24 protein-coding genes are annotated in these 22,440 nt (G+C 60.8%); 15 read left to right on the top strand and 9 right to left on the bottom strand.

Features of this window, described 5'->3' with window-relative positions:
- Window positions 1-142: 142 nt before the first annotated feature.
- Together IEX75_RS05540 and IEX75_RS05535 are read left to right on the top strand one after the other, a co-directional pair.
- On the top strand, window positions 143-991 hold the full coding sequence (locus IEX75_RS05540) for a tryptophan 2,3-dioxygenase (RefSeq protein WP_188793220.1): 849 nt from the start codon (window positions 143-145) through the stop codon (window positions 989-991).
- A 280-nt stretch (window positions 992-1,271) separates the two neighbouring features.
- Window positions 1,272-2,780 (top strand): peptide MFS transporter, encoded by a 1,509-nt coding sequence (locus IEX75_RS05535; protein WP_188793219.1) that lies wholly within the window; start codon window positions 1,272-1,274, stop codon window positions 2,778-2,780.
- A gap of 29 nt (window positions 2,781-2,809) precedes the next feature.
- Here the strand turns inward: IEX75_RS05535 and IEX75_RS05530 are convergent, their stop codons facing one another.
- On the bottom strand, window positions 2,810-3,301 hold the full coding sequence (locus tag IEX75_RS05530; RefSeq protein WP_188793218.1) for a MarR family winged helix-turn-helix transcriptional regulator: 492 nt from the start codon (window positions 3,299-3,301) through the stop codon (window positions 2,810-2,812).
- A gap of 124 nt (window positions 3,302-3,425) precedes the next feature.
- On the opposite strand from IEX75_RS05530, the gene hppD reads away from it, so the two are divergent.
- The 4 genes from hppD to tpx all read left to right on the top strand — a co-directional run bounded on the left by hppD (window position 3,426) and on the right by tpx (window position 7,688).
- Window positions 3,426-4,520, top strand: coding sequence for a 4-hydroxyphenylpyruvate dioxygenase (gene hppD, locus IEX75_RS05525; RefSeq protein ID WP_188793217.1), 1,095 nt, complete (start codon window positions 3,426-3,428; stop codon window positions 4,518-4,520).
- Between the two features lie 172 nt (window positions 4,521-4,692).
- Window positions 4,693-5,991: a homogentisate 1,2-dioxygenase gene (hmgA, locus tag IEX75_RS05520; RefSeq protein ID WP_188793216.1), complete on the top strand. Its 1,299-nt coding sequence runs from the start codon at window positions 4,693-4,695 to the stop codon at window positions 5,989-5,991.
- 98 nt (window positions 5,992-6,089) lie between these two features.
- Window positions 6,090-7,073 (top strand): fumarylacetoacetate hydrolase family protein, encoded by a 984-nt coding sequence (locus tag IEX75_RS05515; protein ID WP_188793215.1) that lies wholly within the window; start codon window positions 6,090-6,092, stop codon window positions 7,071-7,073.
- Between the two features lie 114 nt (window positions 7,074-7,187).
- Window positions 7,188-7,688, top strand: coding sequence for a thiol peroxidase (tpx, locus tag IEX75_RS05510; protein WP_188793214.1), 501 nt, complete (start codon window positions 7,188-7,190; stop codon window positions 7,686-7,688).
- A 61-nt stretch (window positions 7,689-7,749) separates the two neighbouring features.
- Here tpx and IEX75_RS05505 read toward each other — a convergent pair whose 3' ends face one another.
- Both IEX75_RS05505 and gap read right to left on the bottom strand, forming a co-directional pair.
- Window positions 7,750-8,163, bottom strand: a complete 414-nt coding sequence (locus IEX75_RS05505; RefSeq protein WP_188793213.1) for a group III truncated hemoglobin — start codon at window positions 8,161-8,163, stop codon at window positions 7,750-7,752.
- Window positions 8,164-8,270: 107 nt separating this feature from the next.
- On the bottom strand, window positions 8,271-9,284 hold the full coding sequence (gene gap / locus IEX75_RS05500) for a type I glyceraldehyde-3-phosphate dehydrogenase (protein WP_188793212.1): 1,014 nt from the start codon (window positions 9,282-9,284) through the stop codon (window positions 8,271-8,273).
- Between the two features lie 161 nt (window positions 9,285-9,445).
- Between gap and IEX75_RS05495 the strand changes: the two genes are divergently transcribed.
- From IEX75_RS05495 to IEX75_RS05475, 5 genes are all read left to right on the top strand, one after another.
- On the top strand, window positions 9,446-9,910 hold the full coding sequence (locus IEX75_RS05495; RefSeq protein ID WP_188793211.1) for an OsmC family protein: 465 nt from the start codon (window positions 9,446-9,448) through the stop codon (window positions 9,908-9,910).
- 52 nt (window positions 9,911-9,962) lie between these two features.
- Window positions 9,963-10,775 (top strand): S1/P1 nuclease, encoded by an 813-nt coding sequence (locus tag IEX75_RS05490; RefSeq protein ID WP_188793210.1) that lies wholly within the window; start codon window positions 9,963-9,965, stop codon window positions 10,773-10,775.
- A gap of 283 nt (window positions 10,776-11,058) precedes the next feature.
- Window positions 11,059-12,531: a pyruvate kinase gene (gene pyk, locus IEX75_RS05485; RefSeq protein ID WP_188793209.1), complete on the top strand. Its 1,473-nt coding sequence runs from the start codon at window positions 11,059-11,061 to the stop codon at window positions 12,529-12,531.
- Window positions 12,532-12,614: 83 nt separating this feature from the next.
- A complete protein-coding gene (locus IEX75_RS05480; protein ID WP_188793208.1) occupies window positions 12,615-13,055 on the top strand; it encodes an energy transducer TonB in 441 nt (146 codons plus the stop codon).
- Window positions 13,056-13,191: 136 nt separating this feature from the next.
- Window positions 13,192-14,196 (top strand): class I fructose-bisphosphate aldolase, encoded by a 1,005-nt coding sequence (locus IEX75_RS05475; RefSeq protein ID WP_188793207.1) that lies wholly within the window; start codon window positions 13,192-13,194, stop codon window positions 14,194-14,196.
- A gap of 81 nt (window positions 14,197-14,277) precedes the next feature.
- On the opposite strand, the gene IEX75_RS05470 is transcribed toward IEX75_RS05475, so the two are convergent.
- Together IEX75_RS05470 and IEX75_RS05465 are read right to left on the bottom strand one after the other, a co-directional pair.
- Entirely contained in the window at window positions 14,278-14,871 is a 594-nt protein-coding gene (locus IEX75_RS05470) for an outer membrane protein (RefSeq protein WP_188793206.1), read from the bottom strand.
- Between the two features lie 209 nt (window positions 14,872-15,080).
- The gene (locus IEX75_RS05465; protein ID WP_188793205.1) at window positions 15,081-15,854 is read right to left on the bottom strand and encodes an outer membrane protein; all 774 of its coding nucleotides are present in this window, start codon (window positions 15,852-15,854) and stop codon (window positions 15,081-15,083) included.
- Window positions 15,855-16,100: 246 nt separating this feature from the next.
- On the opposite strand from IEX75_RS05465, the gene tkt reads away from it, so the two are divergent.
- Window positions 16,101-18,095: a transketolase gene (tkt, locus tag IEX75_RS05460; protein ID WP_188793204.1), complete on the top strand. Its 1,995-nt coding sequence runs from the start codon at window positions 16,101-16,103 to the stop codon at window positions 18,093-18,095.
- 127 nt (window positions 18,096-18,222) lie between these two features.
- On the opposite strand, the gene IEX75_RS05455 is transcribed toward tkt, so the two are convergent.
- Genes IEX75_RS05455 through IEX75_RS05440 form a run of 4 tightly spaced genes read right to left on the bottom strand, consistent with a single transcriptional unit; the run spans window position 18,223 to window position 20,346 of the window.
- Window positions 18,223-18,636, bottom strand: coding sequence for a hypothetical protein (locus IEX75_RS05455; protein ID WP_188793203.1), 414 nt, complete (start codon window positions 18,634-18,636; stop codon window positions 18,223-18,225).
- Window positions 18,633-19,121 carry an Mpo1 family 2-hydroxy fatty acid dioxygenase gene (locus IEX75_RS05450; RefSeq protein ID WP_229720642.1) on the bottom strand — a complete coding sequence of 163 codons (489 nt, stop codon included), beginning with the start codon at window positions 19,119-19,121 and terminating at the stop codon, window positions 18,633-18,635. Before IEX75_RS05450 ends, IEX75_RS05455 begins: the two co-directional genes overlap by 4 nt.
- Window positions 19,121-19,453, bottom strand: a complete 333-nt coding sequence (locus tag IEX75_RS05445; RefSeq protein WP_188793202.1) for a DMT family transporter — start codon at window positions 19,451-19,453, stop codon at window positions 19,121-19,123. The genes IEX75_RS05450 and IEX75_RS05445 overlap by 1 nt, the downstream gene beginning before the upstream one ends.
- On the bottom strand, window positions 19,450-20,346 hold the full coding sequence (locus IEX75_RS05440) for a phosphoribosylaminoimidazolesuccinocarboxamide synthase (protein ID WP_188793201.1): 897 nt from the start codon (window positions 20,344-20,346) through the stop codon (window positions 19,450-19,452). The genes IEX75_RS05445 and IEX75_RS05440 overlap by 4 nt, the downstream gene beginning before the upstream one ends.
- A gap of 83 nt (window positions 20,347-20,429) precedes the next feature.
- Here IEX75_RS05440 and IEX75_RS05435 point away from each other — a divergent pair, with 83 nt between their 5' ends.
- The 3 genes from IEX75_RS05435 (at window position 20,430) to rpe (ending at window position 22,324) form a co-directional block, all read left to right on the top strand.
- A complete protein-coding gene (locus IEX75_RS05435; RefSeq protein WP_188793200.1) occupies window positions 20,430-20,753 on the top strand; it encodes a c-type cytochrome in 324 nt (107 codons plus the stop codon).
- Window positions 20,750-21,556 carry a co-chaperone DjlA gene (gene djlA / locus IEX75_RS05430; protein ID WP_188793199.1) on the top strand — a complete coding sequence of 269 codons (807 nt, stop codon included), beginning with the start codon at window positions 20,750-20,752 and terminating at the stop codon, window positions 21,554-21,556. Before IEX75_RS05435 ends, djlA begins: the two co-directional genes overlap by 4 nt.
- A 99-nt stretch (window positions 21,557-21,655) precedes the next feature.
- Window positions 21,656-22,324 (top strand): ribulose-phosphate 3-epimerase, encoded by a 669-nt coding sequence (rpe, locus tag IEX75_RS05425; RefSeq protein ID WP_188793198.1) that lies wholly within the window; start codon window positions 21,656-21,658, stop codon window positions 22,322-22,324.
- The last annotated feature ends 116 nt before the right edge of the window (window positions 22,325-22,440 follow it).

The raw sequence follows: 22,440 nt of genomic DNA, 5'->3' as shown, positions 1-22,440 counted from the left end.
AGCGACCTTTTGGACCCAGACAAACGGCATTTTTTAGCAGGCCGCCTTGCTGCATCGCAAGGTACACTGCAGCATGCGACTCCGTACGTAGGGGTTCGTCATAACGGTTAACATTCCATTTTTTTGCGGGTTTGCGGGCGCCATGACGGAAAACCAGCGGGACCTCGAGGCAGGCATCGAACTCGACCTGAGCGGCCGGACGACTTATGGAGGCTATCTGCGGTTGGATCAACTGCTTGCCGCACAGCAGCCGCTCACCCAGCCTCCGCATCACGACGAAATGCTGTTCATTGTGATGCACCAAGTGGCCGAACTGTGGATGAAGCTGATCATCCATGAACTGACCTCGGCCATCGCGCATCTGCGTGTGGATGATGTGAACGAGTGCCTGAAAATTCTTGCGCGCGTGAAGCACGTGCAGCGGCAGATGTTCGAACAGTGGGCGGTGCTGGAGACGCTGACCCCGTCGGAATACCTGGAATTTCGCGACGCGCTGGGTTCGTCGTCCGGCTTTCAATCGCTGCAATACCGCATCATCGAGTTCATGCTGGGCAACAAGAATGCACAGATGCTCAAGGTGTTCGAATATGATCCGGCGGCGCAGGCGCGTTTGCGTGACGCGCTGGAAGCGCCCGGTTTGTACGACGAATTCCTGCGCTATCTTGCGCGCCGCGGCCATGCCGTGCCGGCCGCGCGGATCGAGCGTGATTGGAGCGAACCGTATCAGCGCCATGAAGATTTATTGCCGGTGTTCAAGCGCATCTATGAACAGCGTGCGGCGTTCTGGCCGGAGTACCACATGTGCGAGCAACTGGTGGACATGGAAGAGAGTTTCCAGCTTTGGCGTTTCCGCCATATGAAAACAGTGGAGCGGATCATCGGACACCGGCGCGGCACGGGAGGTTCCTCTGGCGTTGCCTTCTTGAAGAAGGCGCTGGACCTGGAGTTCTTTCCTGAGCTGCTGGATGTGCGCACCGTATTGGGAAGCTAGAGATGCGCTGATTTGTGGGTTGGGTGCAAACCCCAACGCTCTCATGCGCATGCATCTCCATGTTGGGGTTTGCACCCCAACCTACGCGACAGGGCATCGCAGACATGCCGAGCGAGATGCGCAAGAACATGCCAGTTTGAGCGTTTTGTGCAAGGTATTCGGAATAGATATTGGCCTTCGCCGAGGCGATAGCTGGCCCATGTTGCTGCGTTGCATTTGACGGAATGCGTTTGGCTCGTTACATCTTCTTAAATTTGATTGAAGCCAAAGGGGTAACCTCGTGAACCAGCATTCCGAAGCCGGCGTCCAGGCCACGCCCGACTTTCCACAACTGTTTGGCCACCCGCGCCCGTTGTGGATGCTGTTCATGACGGAGTTCTGGGAGCGCTTCGCGTACTACAGCCTCAGCTGGGTGCTGGCGCTGTATGCCGTAGCGCAGTTCTACAACGGTGATCCCACCGGGCAGGGCTGGGCCAGCAGTATCTTCGGTGCTTACGTAGCGCTGGCGTTTGCCTTCGGTGTGTTTGGGGGCTACGTGGCCGATAAGATCATCGGCTATCAGCGCTCGATCTTGCTCGGTGCTGTGGTCATGTCGGCGGGCCTGTTTGTGCTGATGATCCCTAGCCGCGATGCCTTGCTGTTCGGATTGGCGATGGTGATCGTGGGTGATGCTCTGTTTAAGCCGAATATCTCCTCGATGGTGGGGCAGCTCTACCCGCCTGGCGACGAACGCCGAGATCGCGGCTTTACGCTGTTCTACATGGGCATCAACTGCGGTGCCTTCCTGGCGCCAATCATCACCGGCTGGATGGCCAGCTATTTCACCAAGACACCGCTGCAGCAGAACTTCCGCATCGTGTTCGCAGCGGCCGGTGTGGGCATGCTTTTGAGCCTACTGTGGTTCTGGTTCGGGCGGCGTGGCTTGCGTGGCGTGGGGCGTCCGGCGCCGGGCAGCGAGAGCCGTATGCGTGTGCTGCAAGTGGTGGTTGGCGTGGCGATCGCCGTGCCGGTGACGTATCTGCTGCTCGCCAAGCTGGGTGCCGTGGGTCTGCAATGGGTAATGGGTGTGCTGTTCGTCGGCATGGTGGTGGTGCTGATTGCCGAAGCCTTGCGTCACGATCGCGTGCAGCTCCATCGCGTTATCGCCATGCTGATCATCTTCGCTTTCAACGTGCTGTTCTGGGTGTTCTATTACCTGTTCGGCACCACCTTCAATTTCCTGGCCGAAAACCTGGTGGATCGGCAGATGTTCGGCGGCTGGATGTTCCCCGTGGGCTGGTTCCAGGCGATGACGCCGCTGTGGGTGGTGGCGCTGGCGCCGGTGACCGCGCTGGCCTGGGGCTGGCTGGCCAAGCGCCACAAGGAGCCTTCCATTCCGCGCAAGTTCGGCCTGGGGTTGATCTTCGAGGGTGTCGGCTTCATCAGCCTGATCTATGCCTTGTCGCACCTGATCGATCCTCACGGACTGATTCCGTTCTGGCCGCTGGCGATGTGCTACCTGTTCCAGTCGGTAGGCGAGCTGTGCCTCTCGCCGATCGGCCTGTCGATGGTGACCAAGCTGGCACCGCCGCGATTGGTGGGGCTTGGGCTGGGCGGCTGGTTCCTATCCACCGCCTTGGGCGGCAATCTCTCCGGCATGCTGGCCTCGCATATCAGTGGTGCCACCGGCATGACGGCGGCCTCGGCCCTGAGCGGGTTCACCTTCTGCTTCTATGTGCTGGCGGGATCCGGCGTGCTGCTGCTGTTGATTTCACCGCTGGTGAACCGCTTGATGCACGGTGTGAAATAGCGAGGGCAAGCAGCGAGCGCTGAAGCGTTTCAGCGCTCGCCTGGTTTCATTCCTGGTGCGTCTTCCAGCAGTTTGTCCAGGATGCGTGTCAGCCACTGACGTTCGTTCTCATCCAGCCTGGCTAGCAACTCGCGCTCGTGCGCACGCGCCATGGGCGCCACGTCATCGTGGATCTGCCAGCCTGCCTCCGTCAGGCTTAGCACCGAGCGGCGCTTGTCGTTGCCATGAGTTTCCCGATGCACACGGCCGGCTTCGACCAGACCGGCCAGCGCGCGGCTCACTGCCACCTTGTCCATCGCCGTGCGTTCGGCTACTTCCCGCGCGGATAGCCCGTGAAAACGGGCCAATACTGCCATCACGCGCCACTCGGTCATGCTGAGGTCGTAGCGGCGCTGGTAGTCGTTCGCGATCGCCTGGCTCACCGTGTTCGAAAGAATCGACAGTTGATAGGGCAGGAAACGCTCGAGTTCGAGGGGGGCGTGTTCGGCTCCAGCGGGGGCTGGCTTGCGCGGATGGGACATTTGTGGCGGTGTTCCTTGCAATTAGTTTCAAATGTAACTATAAGGGGCGTATGAATCCGATGATGGCATGTGGTGGAACGCTGACATCGCCGTCGTCGCGCATCGACTTCATCAGGAGAGCGCCATGAACGCCCAACCCAATCTCGGCATGCACGTCACCACCTTCGAGAACCCCATGGGCATCAACGGATTCGAATTCGTTGAATTCGCCGCCCCGGCGGGCCGAGCCGGCGATTTGCATAGGTTATTCCAGAACATGGGCTTTACGGCGGTGCTCAAGCACAAGCGCCGCGCCATCACGGTGTACCGCCAGGGTGACGTGAACTTCCTGGTCAATGAAGATCCGGATTCCTTCGCTGCCGACTTCGCCGCCAAGCACGGTCCCTGCGCCTGCGGCTTCGCGATCCGCTTCAACAAGCCCGCCGATGACGTGCTGAAGGCGGTACTGGCCAATGGCGGCGAGGCCGTGAGTGACAGGGTCGATACCAAGGCGGTGAACGCTCCCGTGGTAAAAGGGATCGGTGACTGCATGCTGTATCTGGTGGATCGTTACGGCCATGCCGGGGACGTGTATGACGGCGACTACGAGCCGGTGCCGGGTGCCAACCAGCATCCGGTCGGCTTCGGCCTCACCTTCATCGACCACCTCACGCACAACCTGTACTTCGGCAACATGCAGAAGTGGTCCGATTACTATGAGCGGCTGTTCAATTTCCGCGAGATCCGCTACTTCGACATCAAGGGTGCGAAGACCGGCCTGGTGTCGAAAGCGATGACCGCGCCGGACGGCATCGTACGCATTCCGCTCAACGAATCGAGCGATCCGAAGAGCCAGATCAACGAATACCTCGACGCCTATCATGGTGAAGGTATTCAGCACATCGCCTGCTTCACCGACAACATCTACGAAACGGTGGAGGCGATGCGTGCGAAGAATGTCGCGTTTCTGGATACGCCCGATACCTATTTCGACGTGGTCGACATGCGCATTCCGAACCACGGCGAGGATGTGCCGCGGCTGGCGAAGAACAAGATCCTGATCGACGCCGATCCGGAGACGAAGCAGCGCAAACTGCTGCAGATCTTCACGCAAAACAATATCGGCCCGATCTTCTTCGAGATCATCCAGCGCAAAGGCAACGAAGGCTTCGGCGAAGGCAACTTCCAGGCGCTGTTCGAGTCGATCGAGCGCGACCAGATGCGCCGCGGCGTGCTGTAATTTTCAGGCCCCTCTCTCCTCTGGAGAGAGGGGTTGGGGTGAGGGGACAAGGCTTGCCTCAAGCCTGAAAAGAACCTTGCCTTGATGTGCATTCCCGCATGATCAGCCCCTCATCCCCGTCTCTTTCGTCGAGGGAAGAGGGATAAAAAGCCAGGCAAGAGTGATACCCACGATGCAATCGAACGGCTACCAATCCGGCTTCGGCAACGAATTCGCCAGCGAGGCCATTCCAGGCATACTTCCGGCTGGCCAGAATTCGCCGCAGCGCGTCGCGCATGGTTTGTATGCGGAACAACTGTCCGGCAGTGCCTTTACCGCGCCGCGCCACACCAATCGCCGCAGCTGGTTGTACCGCATTCGGCCGGCCGCGATGCACAGGCCATTCGAGCCGCTTGCGCATGCCAGTTTCCACAACCGTTTCGATGAAGTGCCGGCCACGCCGAATCAGCTGCGCTGGGATCCGTTGCCGCTACCGTCGCAGCCGACGGATTTCGTCGACGGCCTGGTAACCATCGCCGGCAACGGCGGTTCCGCCGAGCAGGCCGGTTGTGGCATCCACATGTACGTTACCAACCGCTCGATGCAAGGGCGTTTCTTCTACAACGCGGATGGCGAGCTGTTGATCGTGCCGCAGTTGGGGCGTTTACGCATCGCTACCGAATTGGGCGTGCTGGAGATCAAGCCGCTGGAAGTCGCGGTGATTCCGCGTGGCGTGCGTTTCCGTGTGGAACTGATGGATGCCGAAGCGCGCGGCTACGTCGCGGAAAACTTCGGTGCGCTGTTCCGTTTGCCGGATCTTGGTCCGATCGGCGCCAACGCCATGGCTTTGCCGCGCGACTTCCTGGCGCCACTCGCAGCTTATGAAGACGTCGAAGGCGATTTTGAGCTGATCGTGAAATTCCAGGGCGCGCTATGGAAGGCGGGCATCGACCACTCTCCGCTGGATGTGGTGGCTTGGCATGGCAACTATGCGCCCTATAAATACGATCTGACCTGCTTCAACACGGTTGGCTCGATCAGTGTCGATCATCCCGACCCGTCCATCTTCACCGTGCTGACCTCGCCCAGCGACACACCCGGCACGGCCAACGTGGATTTCGTGATCTTCCCGCCGCGCTGGCTGGTGGCCGAACATACTTTTCGTCCGCCATATTTCCATCGCAACATCGCCAGCGAATTCATGGGCCTGATCGAAGGCGTGTACGACGCCAAGGCCGGTGGTTTCGCGCCCGGCGGTGCCAGTTTGCACAACTGCATGAGCGGACATGGTCCGGATGCGGCAACCTTTGAAAAGGCCAGCAAGGCCGACGTCAGCAAGCCGGACCACATCACCGGTACGATGGCCTTCATGCTCGAAACGCGCAAGGTGATCCATCCCACCAAGCAGGCGCTGGCCGCGCCGCAATTGCAGCACGACTATTACCAGTGCTGGCAAGGCATCGCCAAGCATTTCGATGCGGAGCACGCGTGAAACGCGCATGGCAAAATAATCCGATGGCGGGCGCCGTTGCGCCGCCGCAGGTTGATCACGTGGAAGGCTGCGTGTAACGCAGTCGATGGAGTGAATGCATGAAACTGGGCAGTCTCAAGGAAGGCGGCCGTGATGGCACGCTGATTGTAGTCAGTCGCGATTTGCAGCGGGCGGCGAAGGCCACCGGCATTGCGCCGACCATGCAGGCGGCGCTGGACGATTGGTCAAACATCGCGCCACGCCTGAATGCCTTGTCGGATGAACTCAACGCAGGTAAAGCAGTCGGCGCGTTTGCGCTGGATATGTCTGCGCTGGCGGCACCGCTACCACGCGCTTATGAATTCGTCGACGGTAGCGCCTATCTACCGCACGTCGAACGCGTGCGTCGTGCGCGTGGTGCTGAAGTGCCCGAGTCGTTCTACGTCGATCCGCTGATGTACCAGGCAACCAGCGCAGGCTTCCTGGGACCTCGCGATCCCGTTGTGGTGCCGAGCGAGGATTACGGCATCGACCTGGAAGCCGAAATCATCGTCATCACCGACGACGTACCGATGGCCGTCACCGCCGAGCAGGCCGTTGGCCACATCCAACTCATTGGCCTGATCAACGATGTCAGCTTGCGTAACCTCATTCCCGGCGAACTCGCCAAGGGTTTCGGCTTCCTCCAATCGAAACCGCGTTCGGCGTTGTCGCCGGTGTTCGTCACGCCGGATGAACTCGGTGATGCCTGGCAAGGCGAGAAGCTTCACTTGCCGATGCTTACCTGGCTCAACGGCAAGTGGTTCGGCGAAGCCGAATGCGGCGTCGACATGCAGTTCAATTTCGCCCAGCTCGTGGCGCATGCCGCCAAGACACGGCCGCTGACGGCGGGCACCATCGTCGGCTCCGGCACCATCGCCAACGAAGACACCAGCAAGGGTGCCTCCTGCTTGGCCGAGCAGCGCACGGTGGAAACGCTGCGCGATGGCAAGCCGAGCACACCGTTCCTGACGTTCGGCGACAGCTTGCGTATCGAAATCACCGACAAGCAGGGTGTTTCGATCTTCGGTGCGATCGAGCAAGTTGTTGCGCCTTTGAAGTAATGCGGTGAATCCCGGCGCTTGCCGGGATCACGAGCATCGGTATGAACAGGTGACGCGCCGCGGCATCGGCGTTATCTTCCGGCGATCCCCCCTCACAGACGCCAGGAGATTTCCATGTCCCAAGTCACTCTCAAAGGTAATCCGGTTCAAGTCGACGGCCAGCTGCCGGCCGTCGGCAACAAGGCACCTGCGTTTAGCCTTGTCGCCAAGGATCTTTCCGACGCGGCGCTCGCCAGTTTCGACGGCAAGCGCAAGGTGCTCAATATTTTCCCCAGCGTCGATACGCCAACCTGCGCCACGTCGGTGCGCCGGTTCAACGAAAAGGCCAGCCAGCTCGATAATACTGTCGTGCTTTGCATCTCGGCCGACCTGCCCTTTGCTCAGGCGCGGTTCTGTGGCGCAGAGGGCCTCAACAACGTTGTCACTCTATCGACCATGCGTGGACATGATTTCCTCAAGCACTACGGCGTTGCGATCGCTTCCGGTCCGCTGACCGGTCTCGCTGCACGTGCAGTCGTGGTGCTGGATGAGCACGATCAAGTGCTGCACACCGAACTGGTTGGCGAGATTGCCAACGAGCCGAATTACGATGCGGCACTGAAAGCGTTGGGTTGAGAGGATTGCGATATCCATCGCCTCATTGAAGCGAGGCGATGGATATGTGCAGCAGTTCTGCTCAGCTACGACCGATCACGGGAATGGCGAACGGATTCTTGCCGAGATGTTCCGGCAGGCCCATTCCCAAGCGCAGGCTGCGACCAATGCGATCGGCATGTTCAAGCATGAGCCTGGCGTCGTCCTCATCCAGCACTTCGCGTGTCGTGGTCTTCCATAGCGACAGCCAGCGCTCGAAATGTTCGGTGCGAATGCTGGGCTGCATACGGTGTACCGCCATGGGATTGCCGCGATAGCTATTGGCGCGCAACGCCACGGAACTCCAGAACGAGGTCAGCGTGCGCTTATGTTCGTCCCAGTCGTGGACGGCGGCGTTGAAAACGGGGCCTAGTAAAGGGTCGGCCCGCACTTTCTCGTAGAAGCGATCGACCAGCAGCGCGATCTGCGAAGGGTCGAGTTTGGATGGTTCTTGCATGCCGTCATGATACTCCCGGTGGACAAGGTGCTCATGCGGCAAGAGGACGCTCAGGACAAGAAAAAAGCCGGGCACGCCCGGCTTTTTTTTGCAGCAGATGGTTCAGCTTACTTCGCCGCCAGCAACGCCTTGGTCATATCCAGCATGCGGTTGGAGAAGCCCCATTCGTTGTCATACCAGCTGAGCACCTTCACCAACGTGCCGCCCATGACGCGCGTCTGCGTCGAATCGTAGATGGAGGAATGGGCATTGTGGTTGAAGTCGATCGACACCAGCGGCTTGGTGTTCACCGCCAGGATGTTCTTCAGCGCGCCGTTGGCGGCTTCGTTGATGGCGGCATCGATTTCTTCCTTGGTGGTGTTGCGTGCAGCCACGAAGGAGAGGTCTACCACCGACACGTTGATGGTCGGTACGCGGATCGCGAAGCCATCCAGCTTGCCGGCCAGTTCCGGCAGCACCAGACCCACCGCGGCGGCGGCGCCGGTCTTGGTCGGGATCTGCGAATGCGTGGCGGAGCGGGCGCGGCGCAGGTCGGAGTGGTAGACGTCCGTCAGCACCTGGTCGTTGGTATAGGCGTGAATGGTAGTCATCAGGCCGTGCACGATGCCGATCTTTTCGTGCAGCACCTTGGCCAGCGGCGCCAGGCAGTTGGTGGTGCAGGAGGCGTTGGAGATCACCTGGTGCGACGCAGTGATCTTGTCGTGGTTAACGCCGTACACGAAGGTGCCGTCCACGTCCTTGTCGCCGGGGGCGGAGATGATCACCTTCTTGGCGCCGGCAGCAAGATGTGCGCCGGCCTTGGCCTTTGACGTGAACAGGCCCGTGCATTCCAGCACCACATCGATGCCGAGGTCACCCCACGGCAGCTTGGACGGGTCGCGCTCGGCGCAGACCTTGATGCGATCGCCATTGACGACCAGCTCGCCGCCATCGACCGACACTTCGCCCGGGAACCGGCCGTGGGCGGTGTCGTATTGCGTGAGGTGCGCGTTGGTCTCGGCGTTGCCGAGGTCGTTCACCGCGACGATCTGGATTTCGTTCGTGCGCTTGGCTTCGTACAGCGCGCGCAGAGTATTGCGGCCGATACGACCGTAACCATTGATGGCGACCTTGATGGCCATGAGACAGCGTCCTCCAAAGGATGATGGGGCAGCGAAGCGGCAGCCAGAGGGGCTACCGAAACCCGCATTCTAGCCCGAACCGGCGCTGTCCCTCATCCGGGGAAGGTCCGTGTGCCCGGAATCGTGCATGATGCGTGACTGTCCTTAAGTGAGGAAATGTCATGAGCGCCGAGCAGCTGGTTGAATTGACTTTGGAGCAAACCGGTGACTACGAGTTCAAGGTTCGCTTCGATGGCACCGCCATACCGGACATCACCACGGATGAAACCGCACCGCTGGGTCACGGGGCGGGGCCTAACCCAGACCGCTTGCTCATTGCGGCAGTAGCGAACTGCCTGTCCGCCAGTCTGCTGTTTGCCTTGCGCAAGTATAAAAACGCGCCTGAGAAACTGGTGACCAAGGCACGCGCGGTACTTGAGCGCAACGAACATGGCCGCTTGCGCGTCACGCGCATCCAGGTGGAGATGCAACTGGCCGAATCGACTTCCGCACTCGAACATGCCGAGCGTGCATTGGCCCAGTTCGAGGATTTCTGCATCGTCACCGAAAGCGTGCGGCAGGGCGTGATGGTGGATGTCAGCGTGCGCGACGCGACGGGAGCGGTGGTGCATACCAGTCACGCCTGATTGTCATCAGGCGTGTGGCATTATTCCGTGCTGCTTCCTAAGGGACCCCAGCATGCTTTCCGCACGTCGCCTTGCCGCTGCACTGTTCGCCAGCCTGGCCATCGCGCCTGCCGCGTATGGATGGGGGCCGCTCGGGCATAGCGTGGTGGCGGAGCTGGCGCAGCGACATCTAAGCCCGGCGGCTGAAGCGGAAGTGGAACACCTGCTGGCGCTGGACCACACCAAGTCCCTGGCCGATATCGCAAGCTGGCCGGACGAGATCCGCAACGATCCCAAGCAGCAGGACTTGTGGAAGGAAACACGCGCACTGCACTACATCGATTTCCGCGATCAGTCCTGCAAGTACGTGCCGCCGCGGGACTGCAAGAACGGCCAATGCGTGGTGGAAGCCATTCCCCATTACCTCATCATCTTGAGCGATCGCAGCCAGCCGGATGCAGCGAGGTTGCAGGCACTCAAGTTTGTGGTGCACTTCGTGGGTGACATTCATCAGCCGCTGCACGGCGGCTACCGTGACGATGCCGGCGGCAATGCCTACCAGGTGCAATTCCAAGGGCAGGGCATGAATCTGCACAGGGTGTGGGATTCGGGTCTGCTCAGTACACGCGGCCTGGATTGGAAGGCATATGCCAAGCGGCTCAACGCCGAAGGCATTGCCCCGCTGCCGCCGCCGATCGCGCCGTTCGACAAGCCCTCGGCGCAATGGGCGGAAGAGTCTTGTCAGATCACGCGTGACATCTACCCCAACAATCACAAGATTGATCAGGCCTACGTCGATGCTGAGCTGCCGGTGGCCGATAGCCGCCTGCGCGAAGCGGGCAGGCGGCTGGCTGAAGTTTTGAATCTGGCCTTGCAGAATGATTGATAAGCGGACGAGATGGCAGTTTCGTGACGCCCGCCGTGGCGCGTTGGTATGTCCCGATGACCATGCGCGAAGGTATCGATCCTGTGATCAAGCAGCCGGACCGATGAAGGGGTGGGCCGCACAGATGGGATAAACCCATTTACGTCTAGCCGTCCAAACCGCCAGATGCTGGCTTTGCGGCAGTGCCGCACGCAATATTGCATACGTTTGCACGCAAAAAGATATTGCAGTGCAGCCATGGTGTTCTGCTAGTCTCGTCCGACAAATTTCAAAACTCCGCGCAATGGCCACTGACACTCACTCTCGCCGTACCAAGATCGTCGCAACCCTGGGCCCGGCCACCGATGCGCCCGGCATGCTCGAAAAAATTATTGCCGAAGGCGTCAATGTGGTACGCCTCAATCTTTCGCATGGGCAACCCGACGATCACCGCGCGCGCGCGGCGGCGGTGCGCAAGGCGGCGGAAAAAGTTGGTCGCGAGGTAGGCATCCTGGCCGACCTGCAGGGGCCGAAGATTCGCGTGGAGCGTTTTGCTAACGGTCCGATCGAGCTGCGTGACGGCGATCCGTTCGTGCTCGATTGCCGCGCTGATGCAGCGCCTGGTGATACCACGCGGGTGGGCGTGAGCTATCTGGGTTTGCCCAAGGATGTGAACGCGGGCGACATCCTGCTGCTGGATGATGGCCTGGTTGCGCTGACCGTGCTTGAAGTGGTCGGTACCGAAATCCGTTGCCAAGTGCTGATCGGTGGCCGTCTTTCCGATCGCAAGGGTTTGAATCGCCAGGGCGGTGGCTTGTCTGTCGACGCACTGTCCGACAAGGACAAGGCGGATATCAAACTTGCCGCGGAGATCGGTGCTGATTTTCTTGCGGTCTCGTTCGTGCGCTCTGCTGCCGACATGGATCTTGCGCGCCGCTTGCTTAAGGAAGCTGGCGGCAACGCATCGCTGGTGGCCAAGATCGAGCGTGCCGATGCGATTCCAGTGCTTGGCGAAATCATCGATGCGTCCGACGTGGTGATGGTGGCGCGTGGCGACCTCGGCGTGGAAATCGGTGACGCCGAACTGCCGGGCCTGCAGAAGAAGATCATCCGCGAAACCGTGCAGCGCAATCGCGCCGTGATTACCGCGACGCAGATGCTGCAATCGATGGTGCGCTCACCGATCCCCACGCGTGCCGAAGTGCTGGATGTGGCCAACGCGGTGATCGACGGCACGGATGCGGTCATGTTGTCCGAAGAGTCGGCCGCGGGCGCGCATCCGGATAAGGCAGTGGCCGCGCTGCGCCGTATCTGCCTGGGCGCCGAGCGTCAGTTTGAGCCGAAGGAAACACTCACCAAAGATGGGCACCATCTGGATCGCACCGACCAGGCTATCGCCCTGGCGGCGATGCTGCTGGCCAGCGAGATCGGCGTGCGTGCGATCGTGGCATTGACCGAATCCGGCGCTACCGCGCAATGGCTGTCGCGTTACCGCAGCGCGGTGCCGATCTATGCGCTATCGCCGTTTGATGACGCACGCCGCCGCATGCTGGTGCTGCGCGATGTGCAGCCCGTGAAATTCACGCACGACACTTTGAACCCGGCCGTCTCCGCACGCGAAGCGGTGCGCCAGTTGTTCGGTGCGGGCAAACTGTCAGAAGGCGACCGCGTGGTGCTTACGCATGGCGACCACATCGGCAAGGGCGGTGGCACCAACACGCTCAAGCTGCTGTCGGTGGGTGCGGATGGCGTGGTGGAAAGTCTGCGCGATCTGTAACAGCGCAAAGCCGACTCGCGCTGGATGGGCGTGGGTTGGCTAGACTGGTGCCACGTCCCCACAACTACATCGGAGGTTCCGCCATGCGCACGATTCGTTTCGCCCCATCCTTGCTCATGGCGGCCCTGCTGGCAGCCGGTATGCCGGCCATGGCCCAGCAGGCGCAAAAGGTGGCGCCGGAGCAGTTGTCCAATCAGTGGATTCTGCTCAACCGCGATGTTTCGGTGGACGTGCCCAACAGCGGCGTCAACATCTACAAGCCCAGCTGCATCGCGGTGACCTATACGATTGGCAGCGACGGTGTGCCGATGAACGTGCAGGTGGCCAAGATGGTGCCGAAGAGCGACCTCGGCAAAGCGGCGGTGAGCGCGGTGTCCAATTTCCGTTACGGACCCTCGCTGACCAACAAAAATCACATGCCGGTCGCTACTTACTACGTCGTTCCCTTCAATTCTCCCGACGACCCCGCCCAGCGCGCGCAGCTGATGGCACCCTGCAAACTGTCGGGCTACAGCCAGACCTGACCGCCCCCCAAGACCGGCTCTGAACGCCCCAACGACGGCTTGGGGCTATAATCGCGCGCTTTCCATCTTGACCGCCCGCTAGGGCGGCCTCCCTCCCTTGCGGCCTCGCGCCGCCAAAGTTTTACGGAGTCGTCCCATGAGCATTGAAGATCTCGAGAGCGTCGCCCTGGCCATGGTGGCCCCCGGCAAGGGCATCATCGCCATCGATGAATCGACCAACACGATCAAGAAGCGCTTCGAGTCGGTCGGCATCGAGAATACGGAAGAGAACCGCCGCGCCTATCGCGAGCTCCTGCTCACCACGCCGAACCTCTCCGAGCACATCTCTGGCGCGATCCTGTACGACGAAACGATCCGTCAATCCACCAAGGATGGCGTGCCGTTTACCCAGATCATGAAGAAGAACGGCATCATCCCGGGCATCAAGGTGGACAAGGGCACCGTGCCGTTGGCCGGTTTCCCGGGCGATGTGATCACCGAGGGCCTTGATGGCCTGCGCGAGCGCCTGGCCGAGTACGTGAAGCTTGGCGCGCAGTTCGCCAAGTGGCGTGCCGTGATCAACATCAGCGAAGACAACCCCAGCTCCACCGCCATCGAAGCCAATACCCAGGCACTGGCCCGCTATGCGGCGCTGTGCCAGGAAGCCGGCCTGGTGCCGATGGTCGAGCCGGAAGTGATCATGGACGGTGACCACAGCATCGAAGTCAGCTATGAAGTGCACGAAGCTGTGCTGCGCAGCCTTTTCAATGCCTTGTATGAGCAGAACGTGCTGCTGGAAGGCACCATCCTGAAGGTCAGCATGGTGATTCCGGGTAAGGACGCGGATGAACAAGTCGATGTCGAGGAAGTGGCCGAAGCCACCGTGCGCGTGCTGAAGACCACCGTGCCGGCCACGCTGCCGGGCATCGTGTTCCTCTCCGGCGGCCAGACCGACGAACAGTCCACCGCCCACCTCAATGCGATGAACCGCATGGGGCCGCATCCGTGGCCGCTGTCGTTCTCCTACGGCCGTGCCATGCAGCAGGCCGCGCTCAAGCTGTGGTCGAAGGATTTGAAGACCAATGTCGCTGAAGCGCAGAAAGTCGTCCATGCACGCGCCAAGGACAACGGCCTGGCCGCGCTGGGGCAGTGGAAGGGCTGATCGTTTAGCCACTACGATCCGTGCATAAACAAAAAGAGCGCCATAGGGCGCTCTTTTTGTTGGAGCTGGTACCACGTTTTATTAGAAGCGATATTCCACCGACGCCGTGTACGCATTGGTCTGCAGCTGTACCCCATGGTTGCGGTTGGAGCCGTCGTAATAGTTGTAGTTCACGCCCACGCTCCAGTTCTGCGTGAGGTTGTAACCCACGCCCACACCAGCGTAGTAGCGGGTGCGATCGAAGCGCTGGTAGCTCGAGTTGTAACTGTCGGTCAGGCCCTGGCCTTGCGCGTAGAAGGCGCCGCCACGTACTTCGCCGTACCACTTGGGTGTGAAGTTGTAGCGCAGGTTCGCGCCGAGCGTCGGGCCGTACAGCTTGGAACGGAGCGAGGAATCATTCGAATAACGCGCATCGATGCGGCCCAGGTACTGGTAACCGGCTTCCACGCCAACCGACATCTCGGGATTGATCGCGAAGCGGTAACCGCCCTTGATGCCGCCAATGGCATCACCCTTGGAATCATATGGGCCCTTGTTGATCTGGCCATAACCGATGTCGCCATCGATATACCAGCCCTGTTGGGCTGTCGGGGTGGAGGCGCTCTGGGCGAAAGCGGCGGGAACGGCGGCAAAGCCCGCAACGGCCAGGGCAACAGCAAACAGCGTCTTCTTCATGGAGTACTCCTTGTCATGCTTTTTTTGATCGGGGCGGGTCGGCACTAGAGGGGGAAGCCGACTGCCCCGTACGCATGCTTGTGCGTGCGTAGCCATGAGATGAGGACGCGTCCGATAGATTCAATACCGATCAGTTCAATATTAAGAGTTGATTAAGACTACGTGTACGAAGGGATGAGCGGACACAAAGTGCCGCTCATCCCGGATGCTCAAAATCGATATTCGCCGGTAAGCGAAAGGATGCTGGTGGAACGTTTGAGCGTTGCGATTTGCTGGTCGGCAAGTCGCACCCTGCCGGCATTGGCGTGGTAGTAGTCGTAGCTCAGGCCAACGCCCCAGTGCTCGTCGATATCCCAGCCGGTGCCTACGCCGGCGTACCAGCCATTGCGGCCGGCCTTGGTGGTGGTGAATTCGCCGAGGTTCTGGTCGACGTTGTCATAGATGTGGTTGTAATCGTTGGCGTGGAAGAAGCCGCCACGCGCCGACAGATACCACGCAGTGGCCAGATTGATGCGGCCGTTCGCACCCAGTAGCCAGCCGTGCAGCGCCTGGGTCGTCGAGGTCTGGTCGATCTTGTCGCCGTTGAAGGTGTTCTGGAGCTTGAAGTTGCCGAGATCCGCATAGCCGGCTTCCAGGCCCAGCGCCAGGTTCGGGCCGAGTTTCCATCGATAGCCGCCAACCAGGTCGTAACCCGTCTTGCGGCCGCGCTGGCTTTTACCGAAGTTGAAATCACCGCTCAGGTTGGAGCCGAAGCCGCCGCTGGTGGAGCTACCGGTGCGGCCGACACCGGCATCGATGAACCAGTTGCCGGAGCCGATCGTTTGAGTAGGCAAATAGCCCTGCGCCACGGGCATCAGGGGTGTGCTTGCGCTATTGGAACTGATGGTCTGCGTTGGTAGATAGCCCGAGCTGTTTTGGGCAAAAGCGGGAAGGGCAATGAGGCCCGCAGCGGCTATTGCCGCAGAGAGAAGGATCTTGCGCATGGAAAAACTCCGTTTTGTCTTTTGTGTTTCCGAATCCGAACGTCGTGGGGAGAGGCGTTCGGGGGAACGGCTGCGAGGCGCAGCAGCGGTATTAGAAGGGAGTGATGCAGAGAATCTTCCCTGGCCAGGGAAGAAGTTAAGGCCAGGTTTAAGCCGTGAAATCAGAGGGATGTCGGCATTGGACGACAGACAGCGGACGATCGGCGACAATAATTGTCTTTGCGCCTGCCCCTGGAGAAACCGCTGATGACATCTCGCCGCGAACTCGCCAACGCCGTCCGCGCCCTAGCCATGGATGCCGTGGAGGCAGCCAAGTCCGGCCACCCCGGCATGCCGATGGGCATGGCCGACATCGCCGAAGTGCTGTGGAACGACTACCTGAAGTTCAACCCGGTCAACCCGAAGTGGCCCAACCGCGACCGCTTCGTGCTCTCCAACGGCCACGGTTCGATGTTGCAGTACGCGCTGTTGCACCTGACTGGCTTCGATCTGCCGATGGCGGAGCTCAAGCGCTTCCGCCAGCTGCATTCCAAGACGGCAGGCCACCCGGAAGCGAGCGAAACGCCAGGCGTGGAGACCACCACCGGCCCGCTCGGTCAGGGCTTCGCCAATTCGGTCGGTTTTGCACTGGCGGAAAAGCTGCTCGCCCAGCACTTTAATCGTCCGGACCATACCATCGTCGATCACCATACCTTCGTGTTCATGGGCGACGGCTGCATGATGGAAGGCGTGTCGCACGAAGCTGCTTCGCTGGCGGGCACGTGGAAGCTGGGCAAGCTGGTTGCGGTCTATGACGACAACAACATCTCCATCGACGGCGAAGTAGAAGGCTGGTTTACCGACGACACGCCGAAGCGTTTCGAAGCCTACGGCTGGAACGTGATCCGCGCCGTGGACGGCCATGACGCCGAAGCGGTGAAGAAAGCGATTGCCGCCGCCACTGCACAGAGCGAAAAGCCCACCCTGATCTGCTGCAAGACCATCATCGGCTTCGGCGCGCCGCACAAGCAGGGTAAGGAAGAATCGCACGGTGCTGCGCTCGGCAAGGATGAAGTCGCGGCTGCACGCGATGAGCTCGATTGGCGTCACCCTCCTTTCGAAATCCCGCAAGAGATCTACGCCGCATGGGACAAGAAAAAGATCGGCGCCGAACGCGAGCAGCGGTGGAACGAACTTTTCGCCAAGTACGAAGCCGCTTATCCGGAACTCGCCGCGGAATTCCACCGCCGCACGGCAGGCGAACTGCCGGCCGATTGGGCCAAGCAGTCGCAGGCGTACGTCGACAAAGTCAACGCCGATGGCCCGGACGTCGCCTCGCGCAAGGCGTCGCAGATGGCGCTGGATGCGTTCGGCCCGCTGCTGCCGGAAATGATCGGCGGCTCCGCGGATCTCGCCGGCTCCAACCTCACCATGTGGAAGGGCAGCAAGAGCGTCACCGGTCCCGACGGCAACTACGTGCATTACGGTGTGCGCGAATTCGGCATGAGCGCAATTGCCAACGGCCTGGCACTGCACGGCGGCTTTATACCGTATGACGGCACCTTCCTGGTGTTCTCCGACTATGCGCGCAATGCGGTGCGCATGAGTGCGCTGATTCCCGCGCACGTGATCCGCGTGTACACGCATGATTCGATCGGCCTGGGCGAGGACGGTCCCACACACCAGCCGGTGGAACATCTGGCGACGCTGCGTCTGATCCCGAACAATCGCGTGTGGCGTCCGTGCGATGCCGTGGAGTCGGCGGTGTCATGGAAGGTGGCGATTGAGCACAAGCATGGTCCTTCGTGCCTGATCTTCTCGCGCCAGACGCTCAAGCATCAGCAGCGCACGGCGCAGCAGCTGGCCGACATCAAGCGCGGTGGCTACGTGCTGTTCGAGCCGGCGGATACCAAGTTCAAGGCGATCCTGATCGCCACCGGCTCCGAAGTGGAGCTCGCCATGGAAGCGGCGCGCACGCTGGCGCAGCAGAACGTGCCGGTGCGTGTGGTGTCGATGCCCTGCAATGAAGTGTTCGACGCCCAGCCGCTGGAATACCGCGAAGGCGTGTTGCCCGGCTGGTGCCGCGCGCGCGTGGCGGTAGAAGCGGCCAGTGCCGATTTCTGGCGCAAGTACGTGGGCCTGGATGGCGACGTGGTGGGCATGACCACCTTCGGTGCATCGGCACCCGCGCCGGCCTTGTTCGAGCACTTCGGTTTCACCGTGTCGCATGTGGTGGACGCGGTGAAGAAGGTCATAGGCTGAGATATCACGGATACCCTCTCCCGCCAGGGAGAGGGTGCTTGCGAGAAATCGTAGGTTGGGGTGCAAACCCCAACATTGCCATCTACACGCCGCCCGATGTTGGGGTTTGCACCCCAACCTACGTATCTCAGGCGCTGACCAAAGTAGTGGCTATGCCGAACACCACCGCCATCACTACGGCCACTGCCACACACGCACTGCCGATGCGAATCCGCCGTGCATCGACCCGCGGTATCAAACGCCACAAGGCGACAACACCCATCAACATCGACAGCACGAGCGATATACGAAATGCTCCGCTTGCAAGCAAGGGTCCCAGCGGCGGACGAGTAATGCCGACGTGTGCCGCCGCCGATGCGCCGATCAGCAACGTCAGCAAGCTCCAAATCAAGCAAGCAAGATAAGTCCGGTTGAACACCACCGGCGCGCCTTCACTCCAACGCAACACTATCCAGGCGATCGCGCTCGGCAGGACGGCGCCAATGCTGCCAAACAGTACCCACCAGATCAGGCTGCTGAGCAACGCAAGAAAACCGGTCATGGTTTTTCCTTGAGGCCAAGGCGGTTCAACAGCTTGTCCATCAGCCACGCAGGGCCGACCAGTAAATAGGCAAGATCAGTAAAGAAACTTGGCCTTCTTCCTTCGAACAGATGGCCAATGAATTGCCCGAGCCACGCCATGACAAATACGCCCAGCCCCAGCCAGCGCATGCGCGTGGGTCCCAATGGTTCAAAGACCTGCGCGCAGATCAGTGCAAGGATCGCCAGCGCAACCAGCAGTGCAGCAGCCAGGCGGCGCGAGCGCTTCCAGTACCACGCGAACGCCAGCACGATCGCAAACACAGCCCACGCGCCAGGGCGCAACAGTGACTGAGGCACTGGGGCAGTCCACAGCAAGGCCAGCGCGCTCCACACGATCAGCGGTACGCAGATCCAGTGCAGCAGACGATTAATGGGGTGTTGATGATCCTGGCTATAGCTGTCCAGCCATTCACGCATGCTGCGTTGATCCGCTGCCAGCACCATCAGTGTGCCGAACTCCTGGAAAAGAGATTGAGCACCAACACGCCCGCCACGATCAGTCCGATGCCGAGCATGGCGGCAGGGTCCAGTTTCTGCTTGTACAGCACGACTCCGATCAGCGCGATCAGTGCCGTGCCCACGCCCGACCAGATTGCATACGCAATGCCGAGCGGCACGCTGCGCAGCGCCGCGCTCAGGCAATAGAAGGCCGTGCCATAGCCGGCGATCACTACGACGCTGGGCACCAGTTGGCTGAAGCCGTTGGCGGCTTTCAGCGCGCTGGTGGCGATAACCTCAGCGAGGATGGCCAGCGCCAGATAACCCCAGGCGTTCATTCCAGCGTGATGCCAGCCAGGCGCTGGAGTGCCTCGGCGTATTTGGCCGATGTGCCTGCGATCACTTCAGCAGGAACGCGCGGACCCGGCGCCTTCTTGTTCCAGACCAGTGTTTCCAGATAGTCGCGCACGAACTGTTTGTCGTAGCTCGGCGGGCTGATGCCGATCTGGTATTGATCGGCGGGCCAGAAGCGCGAGGAATCGGGTGTAAGCATTTCATCCATCACGTACAGCTTGCCGTCTTCATCGGTGCCGAATTCGAACTTGGTGTCGGCAATGATGATGCCGCGCTCGGCCGCGTAGGCAGCGGCCCACTTATAGATGGCCAGCGTCGCATCGCGCACTTGTTCGGCCAGCTCTTTGCCGACCGCTGCGGCCATCACATCGAAGCTCACGTTTTCGTCGTGATCACCCACGGCAGCCTTGGTCGATGGGGTAAAGATCGGTTCCGGCAACTGCTCGGCTTGGCGCAGTCCGGCGGGTAGCTTGATGCCACACAGCGAACCGATGGTCTGGTAATCCTTCCAGCCCGAGCCAATCAGGTAACCGCGTGCGATGGCTTCCACCGGCACTGGCTTCAGACGCTTGGTCACTACGGCACGCTTGCTGTACAGCGCCACGTTCGTGTCGGAAGGCAGCACGTCCTCCAGCGGCGTGTACAGCAGATGGTTCGGTACGATGTGCGCGGTTTTGCCGAACCAGAAATTGGAAATCTGCGTGAGCATCTCGCCCTTGCCGGGAATCGGATCGGGCAACACCACGTCGAATGCGGAGAGGCGGTCTGTGGCAACGATCAGCAGACGGTTGCCGGACAGCGCGTAGACGTCGCGCACCTTGCCGCGGTGGATCATTTCCAGGCCAGACAGGTTCGATTGCAGCAGGGTAGTGGGCACGGCGCGCTCCGGGGTGTGACAAGCCCACTATTGTACCGATCGGCGCTGCTAGAATCGGCTGCTTTGATGCCTGTGTGCTTCCCATGCGATTCGTATTGATCGCGGCACTCGGTTTGACCAGTGCCCAGCTGGCGTTTGCCGCCGATCTGCCACCCAAGCCGGTGCGGCTCGGGCTGTGCGCGGCATGTCACGGCGAAACCGGCATGGCGCAAATGCCGGGTGCGCCCAATCTGGCTGGGCAACGGCTAGACTATTTGCGTAAGGCGTTACAGGAATATCGCGACGGCACGCGCAACGTGCCGCTGATGCGTACGGCCATCGGCCCGCTCAATGATGCGGAACTGGATCAGCTCGCGCGCTGGTACAGCGCGCAGACACCGCAACCACAGGCTGCCGCGCATCCATGAGCTACACCTACACCTTCTGGTTCGCCATGGCGGGCCTGCTGCTTGGTCATGGCTTCGTCGGCATGGGTGTGGGCGCGATCATCGGCTTCGTGCTCGACAATCTGCGCTATAGCCAGCGCCGAGCCGCGATTCCTGAGGCCGGCGGCTATGTCACCCCGCTGTTCGCTTTGCTAGGTGCGATCGCCAAATCCGACGGCCGCGTGTCGGAAGCGGAAATCGCCATCGTTGAGCGCCTGATGGCGCGCATGGGGCTGGGTGCGAAAGAGCGCCAGCAGGCGATTCACGCATTCAACCAAGGCAAGCAGCCGGAATTCGACGTTACCGGGCCGATCAACGCATTGCGCCAATGGGTGGGCCTGCGTCGCGATCACGCGTTTCCACTGTTGGATGTAGTAATCGAAACGGTGCTGGCCGAAGGCAACCCGTCGCCGGAAAAAATGGCGATCCTGCGCCAGCTCGCGTTCGCCCTGCGTATCAGCGACATGGAGTTGATGGCTCTGATGGCGATGAAGGGCTACGTGTGGCAAGGCGCAGCCGGTCCGCGTGGGCGCGCCTATGGCTCTGGCGGCGGTTATGTGCCGCCGCAGCGGAACACGCAAGGGCCCGATCCTTATGCAGTACTTGGCATTACCAGGGATGCCGATGACCGCGCCATCAAGCGCGCCTATCGCAAATTGATTTCCGAACACCACCCCGACCGCCTGGGTGATCTGCCGGACGAGATGCGCAAGCGTGCCGAGGGGCGCGCCAGCGAGATCAATGCGGCGTATGAGCGGATCAAGGCGGAGCGGGGATTCAAATAGGCGGGAAGGGGAAACGTCCACATCCCGGTAGAATGATCACCCCGCGCCGCGGCCCCAGCTTCTGCCGCTCCCTGTCTTCCCCGTCCCCGTGTTCGAGTTATGAGCAAACAATCCCCCGTTATTGCCCCCTCCATCCTTTCCGCCGACTTCGCACGGCTGGGCGAAGACACATCCAAGGCGCTGGCCGCCGGTGGCGATTGGGTACATTTCGACGTGATGGACAACCATTACGTGCCCAACCTCACCATGGGGCCCATGGTGCTCAAGGCGCTGCGCGATTACGGCGTCACCAAGCCGATCGACGTGCACCTGATGGTGAAGCCGGTGGACCGCATCGTGCCGGATTTCGCCAAGGCAGGTGCCAGCTTGATCAGCTTTCATCCAGAGGCTTCCGAGCATGTGGACCGCACCATCGGCATGATCAAGGATTCTGGTTGCCAGGCGGGCCTGGTGTTCAACCCCGCCACGCCGCTGAATTGGCTCGACCATGTGCTCGATAAGCTCGATCTGGTGCTGATCATGTCGGTGAACCCCGGCTTCGGCGGTCAGAAATTCATTCCCGAGGCACTGGAGAAGCTGCGCCGTGTGCGTCGTCTGATCGACGAGAGTGGGCGCGCTATTCGCCTGGAAATCGATGGCGGCGTCACGGCCGACAACATCGGCGAGATTGCTGCAGCCGGCGCGGATACCTTCGTGGCTGGCTCGGCCATCTTCGGTACGCACGATTACGCAACCGTGATCAGCAAGATGCGCGCGGCAATCGGCTGAATCAGAGCGCTAGATAAAGAGAAACCCGGCACAGGGGGAAGTCTGCGCCGGGTTGGAGGGGCGTCGGAATGACGCTAGAGGAGACACCATTGGCAGTTGCAGCCTGCACGCGGTCT

This window comes from Dyella nitratireducens, from assembly GCF_014642835.1.
Lineage (GTDB): Bacteria > Pseudomonadota > Gammaproteobacteria > Xanthomonadales > Rhodanobacteraceae > Dyella_B > Dyella_B nitratireducens.
This window is presented reverse-complemented; position numbering and strand designations above follow the sequence as displayed.

Coding starts and splice junctions, on each gene's coding strand:
- IEX75_RS05540 (WP_188793220.1), top strand. CDS start 143: ATGACGGAAAACCAGCGGGACCTCGAGGCAGGCATCGAACTCGACCTG.
- IEX75_RS05530 (WP_188793218.1), bottom strand. CDS start 3,301: ATGTCCCATCCGCGCAAGCCAGCCCCCGCTGGAGCCGAACACGCCCCC.
- hppD (WP_188793217.1), top strand. CDS start 3,426: ATGAACGCCCAACCCAATCTCGGCATGCACGTCACCACCTTCGAGAAC.
- hmgA (WP_188793216.1), top strand. CDS start 4,693: ATGCAATCGAACGGCTACCAATCCGGCTTCGGCAACGAATTCGCCAGC.
- IEX75_RS05515 (WP_188793215.1), top strand. CDS start 6,090: ATGAAACTGGGCAGTCTCAAGGAAGGCGGCCGTGATGGCACGCTGATT.
- tpx (WP_188793214.1), top strand. CDS start 7,188: ATGTCCCAAGTCACTCTCAAAGGTAATCCGGTTCAAGTCGACGGCCAG.
- IEX75_RS05505 (WP_188793213.1), bottom strand. CDS start 8,163: ATGCAAGAACCATCCAAACTCGACCCTTCGCAGATCGCGCTGCTGGTC.
- gap (WP_188793212.1), bottom strand. CDS start 9,284: ATGGCCATCAAGGTCGCCATCAATGGTTACGGTCGTATCGGCCGCAAT.
- IEX75_RS05495 (WP_188793211.1), top strand. CDS start 9,446: ATGAGCGCCGAGCAGCTGGTTGAATTGACTTTGGAGCAAACCGGTGAC.
- IEX75_RS05490 (WP_188793210.1), top strand. CDS start 9,963: ATGCTTTCCGCACGTCGCCTTGCCGCTGCACTGTTCGCCAGCCTGGCC.
- pyk (WP_188793209.1), top strand. CDS start 11,059: ATGGCCACTGACACTCACTCTCGCCGTACCAAGATCGTCGCAACCCTG.
- IEX75_RS05480 (WP_188793208.1), top strand. CDS start 12,615: ATGCGCACGATTCGTTTCGCCCCATCCTTGCTCATGGCGGCCCTGCTG.
- IEX75_RS05475 (WP_188793207.1), top strand. CDS start 13,192: ATGAGCATTGAAGATCTCGAGAGCGTCGCCCTGGCCATGGTGGCCCCC.
- IEX75_RS05470 (WP_188793206.1), bottom strand. CDS start 14,871: ATGAAGAAGACGCTGTTTGCTGTTGCCCTGGCCGTTGCGGGCTTTGCC.
- IEX75_RS05465 (WP_188793205.1), bottom strand. CDS start 15,854: ATGCGCAAGATCCTTCTCTCTGCGGCAATAGCCGCTGCGGGCCTCATT.
- tkt (WP_188793204.1), top strand. CDS start 16,101: ATGACATCTCGCCGCGAACTCGCCAACGCCGTCCGCGCCCTAGCCATG.
- IEX75_RS05455 (WP_188793203.1), bottom strand. CDS start 18,636: ATGACCGGTTTTCTTGCGTTGCTCAGCAGCCTGATCTGGTGGGTACTG.
- IEX75_RS05450 (WP_229720642.1), bottom strand. CDS start 19,121: ATGGTGCTGGCAGCGGATCAACGCAGCATGCGTGAATGGCTGGACAGC.
- IEX75_RS05445 (WP_188793202.1), bottom strand. CDS start 19,453: ATGAACGCCTGGGGTTATCTGGCGCTGGCCATCCTCGCTGAGGTTATC.
- IEX75_RS05435 (WP_188793200.1), top strand. CDS start 20,430: ATGCGATTCGTATTGATCGCGGCACTCGGTTTGACCAGTGCCCAGCTG.
- djlA (WP_188793199.1), top strand. CDS start 20,750: ATGAGCTACACCTACACCTTCTGGTTCGCCATGGCGGGCCTGCTGCTT.
- rpe (WP_188793198.1), top strand. CDS start 21,656: ATGAGCAAACAATCCCCCGTTATTGCCCCCTCCATCCTTTCCGCCGAC.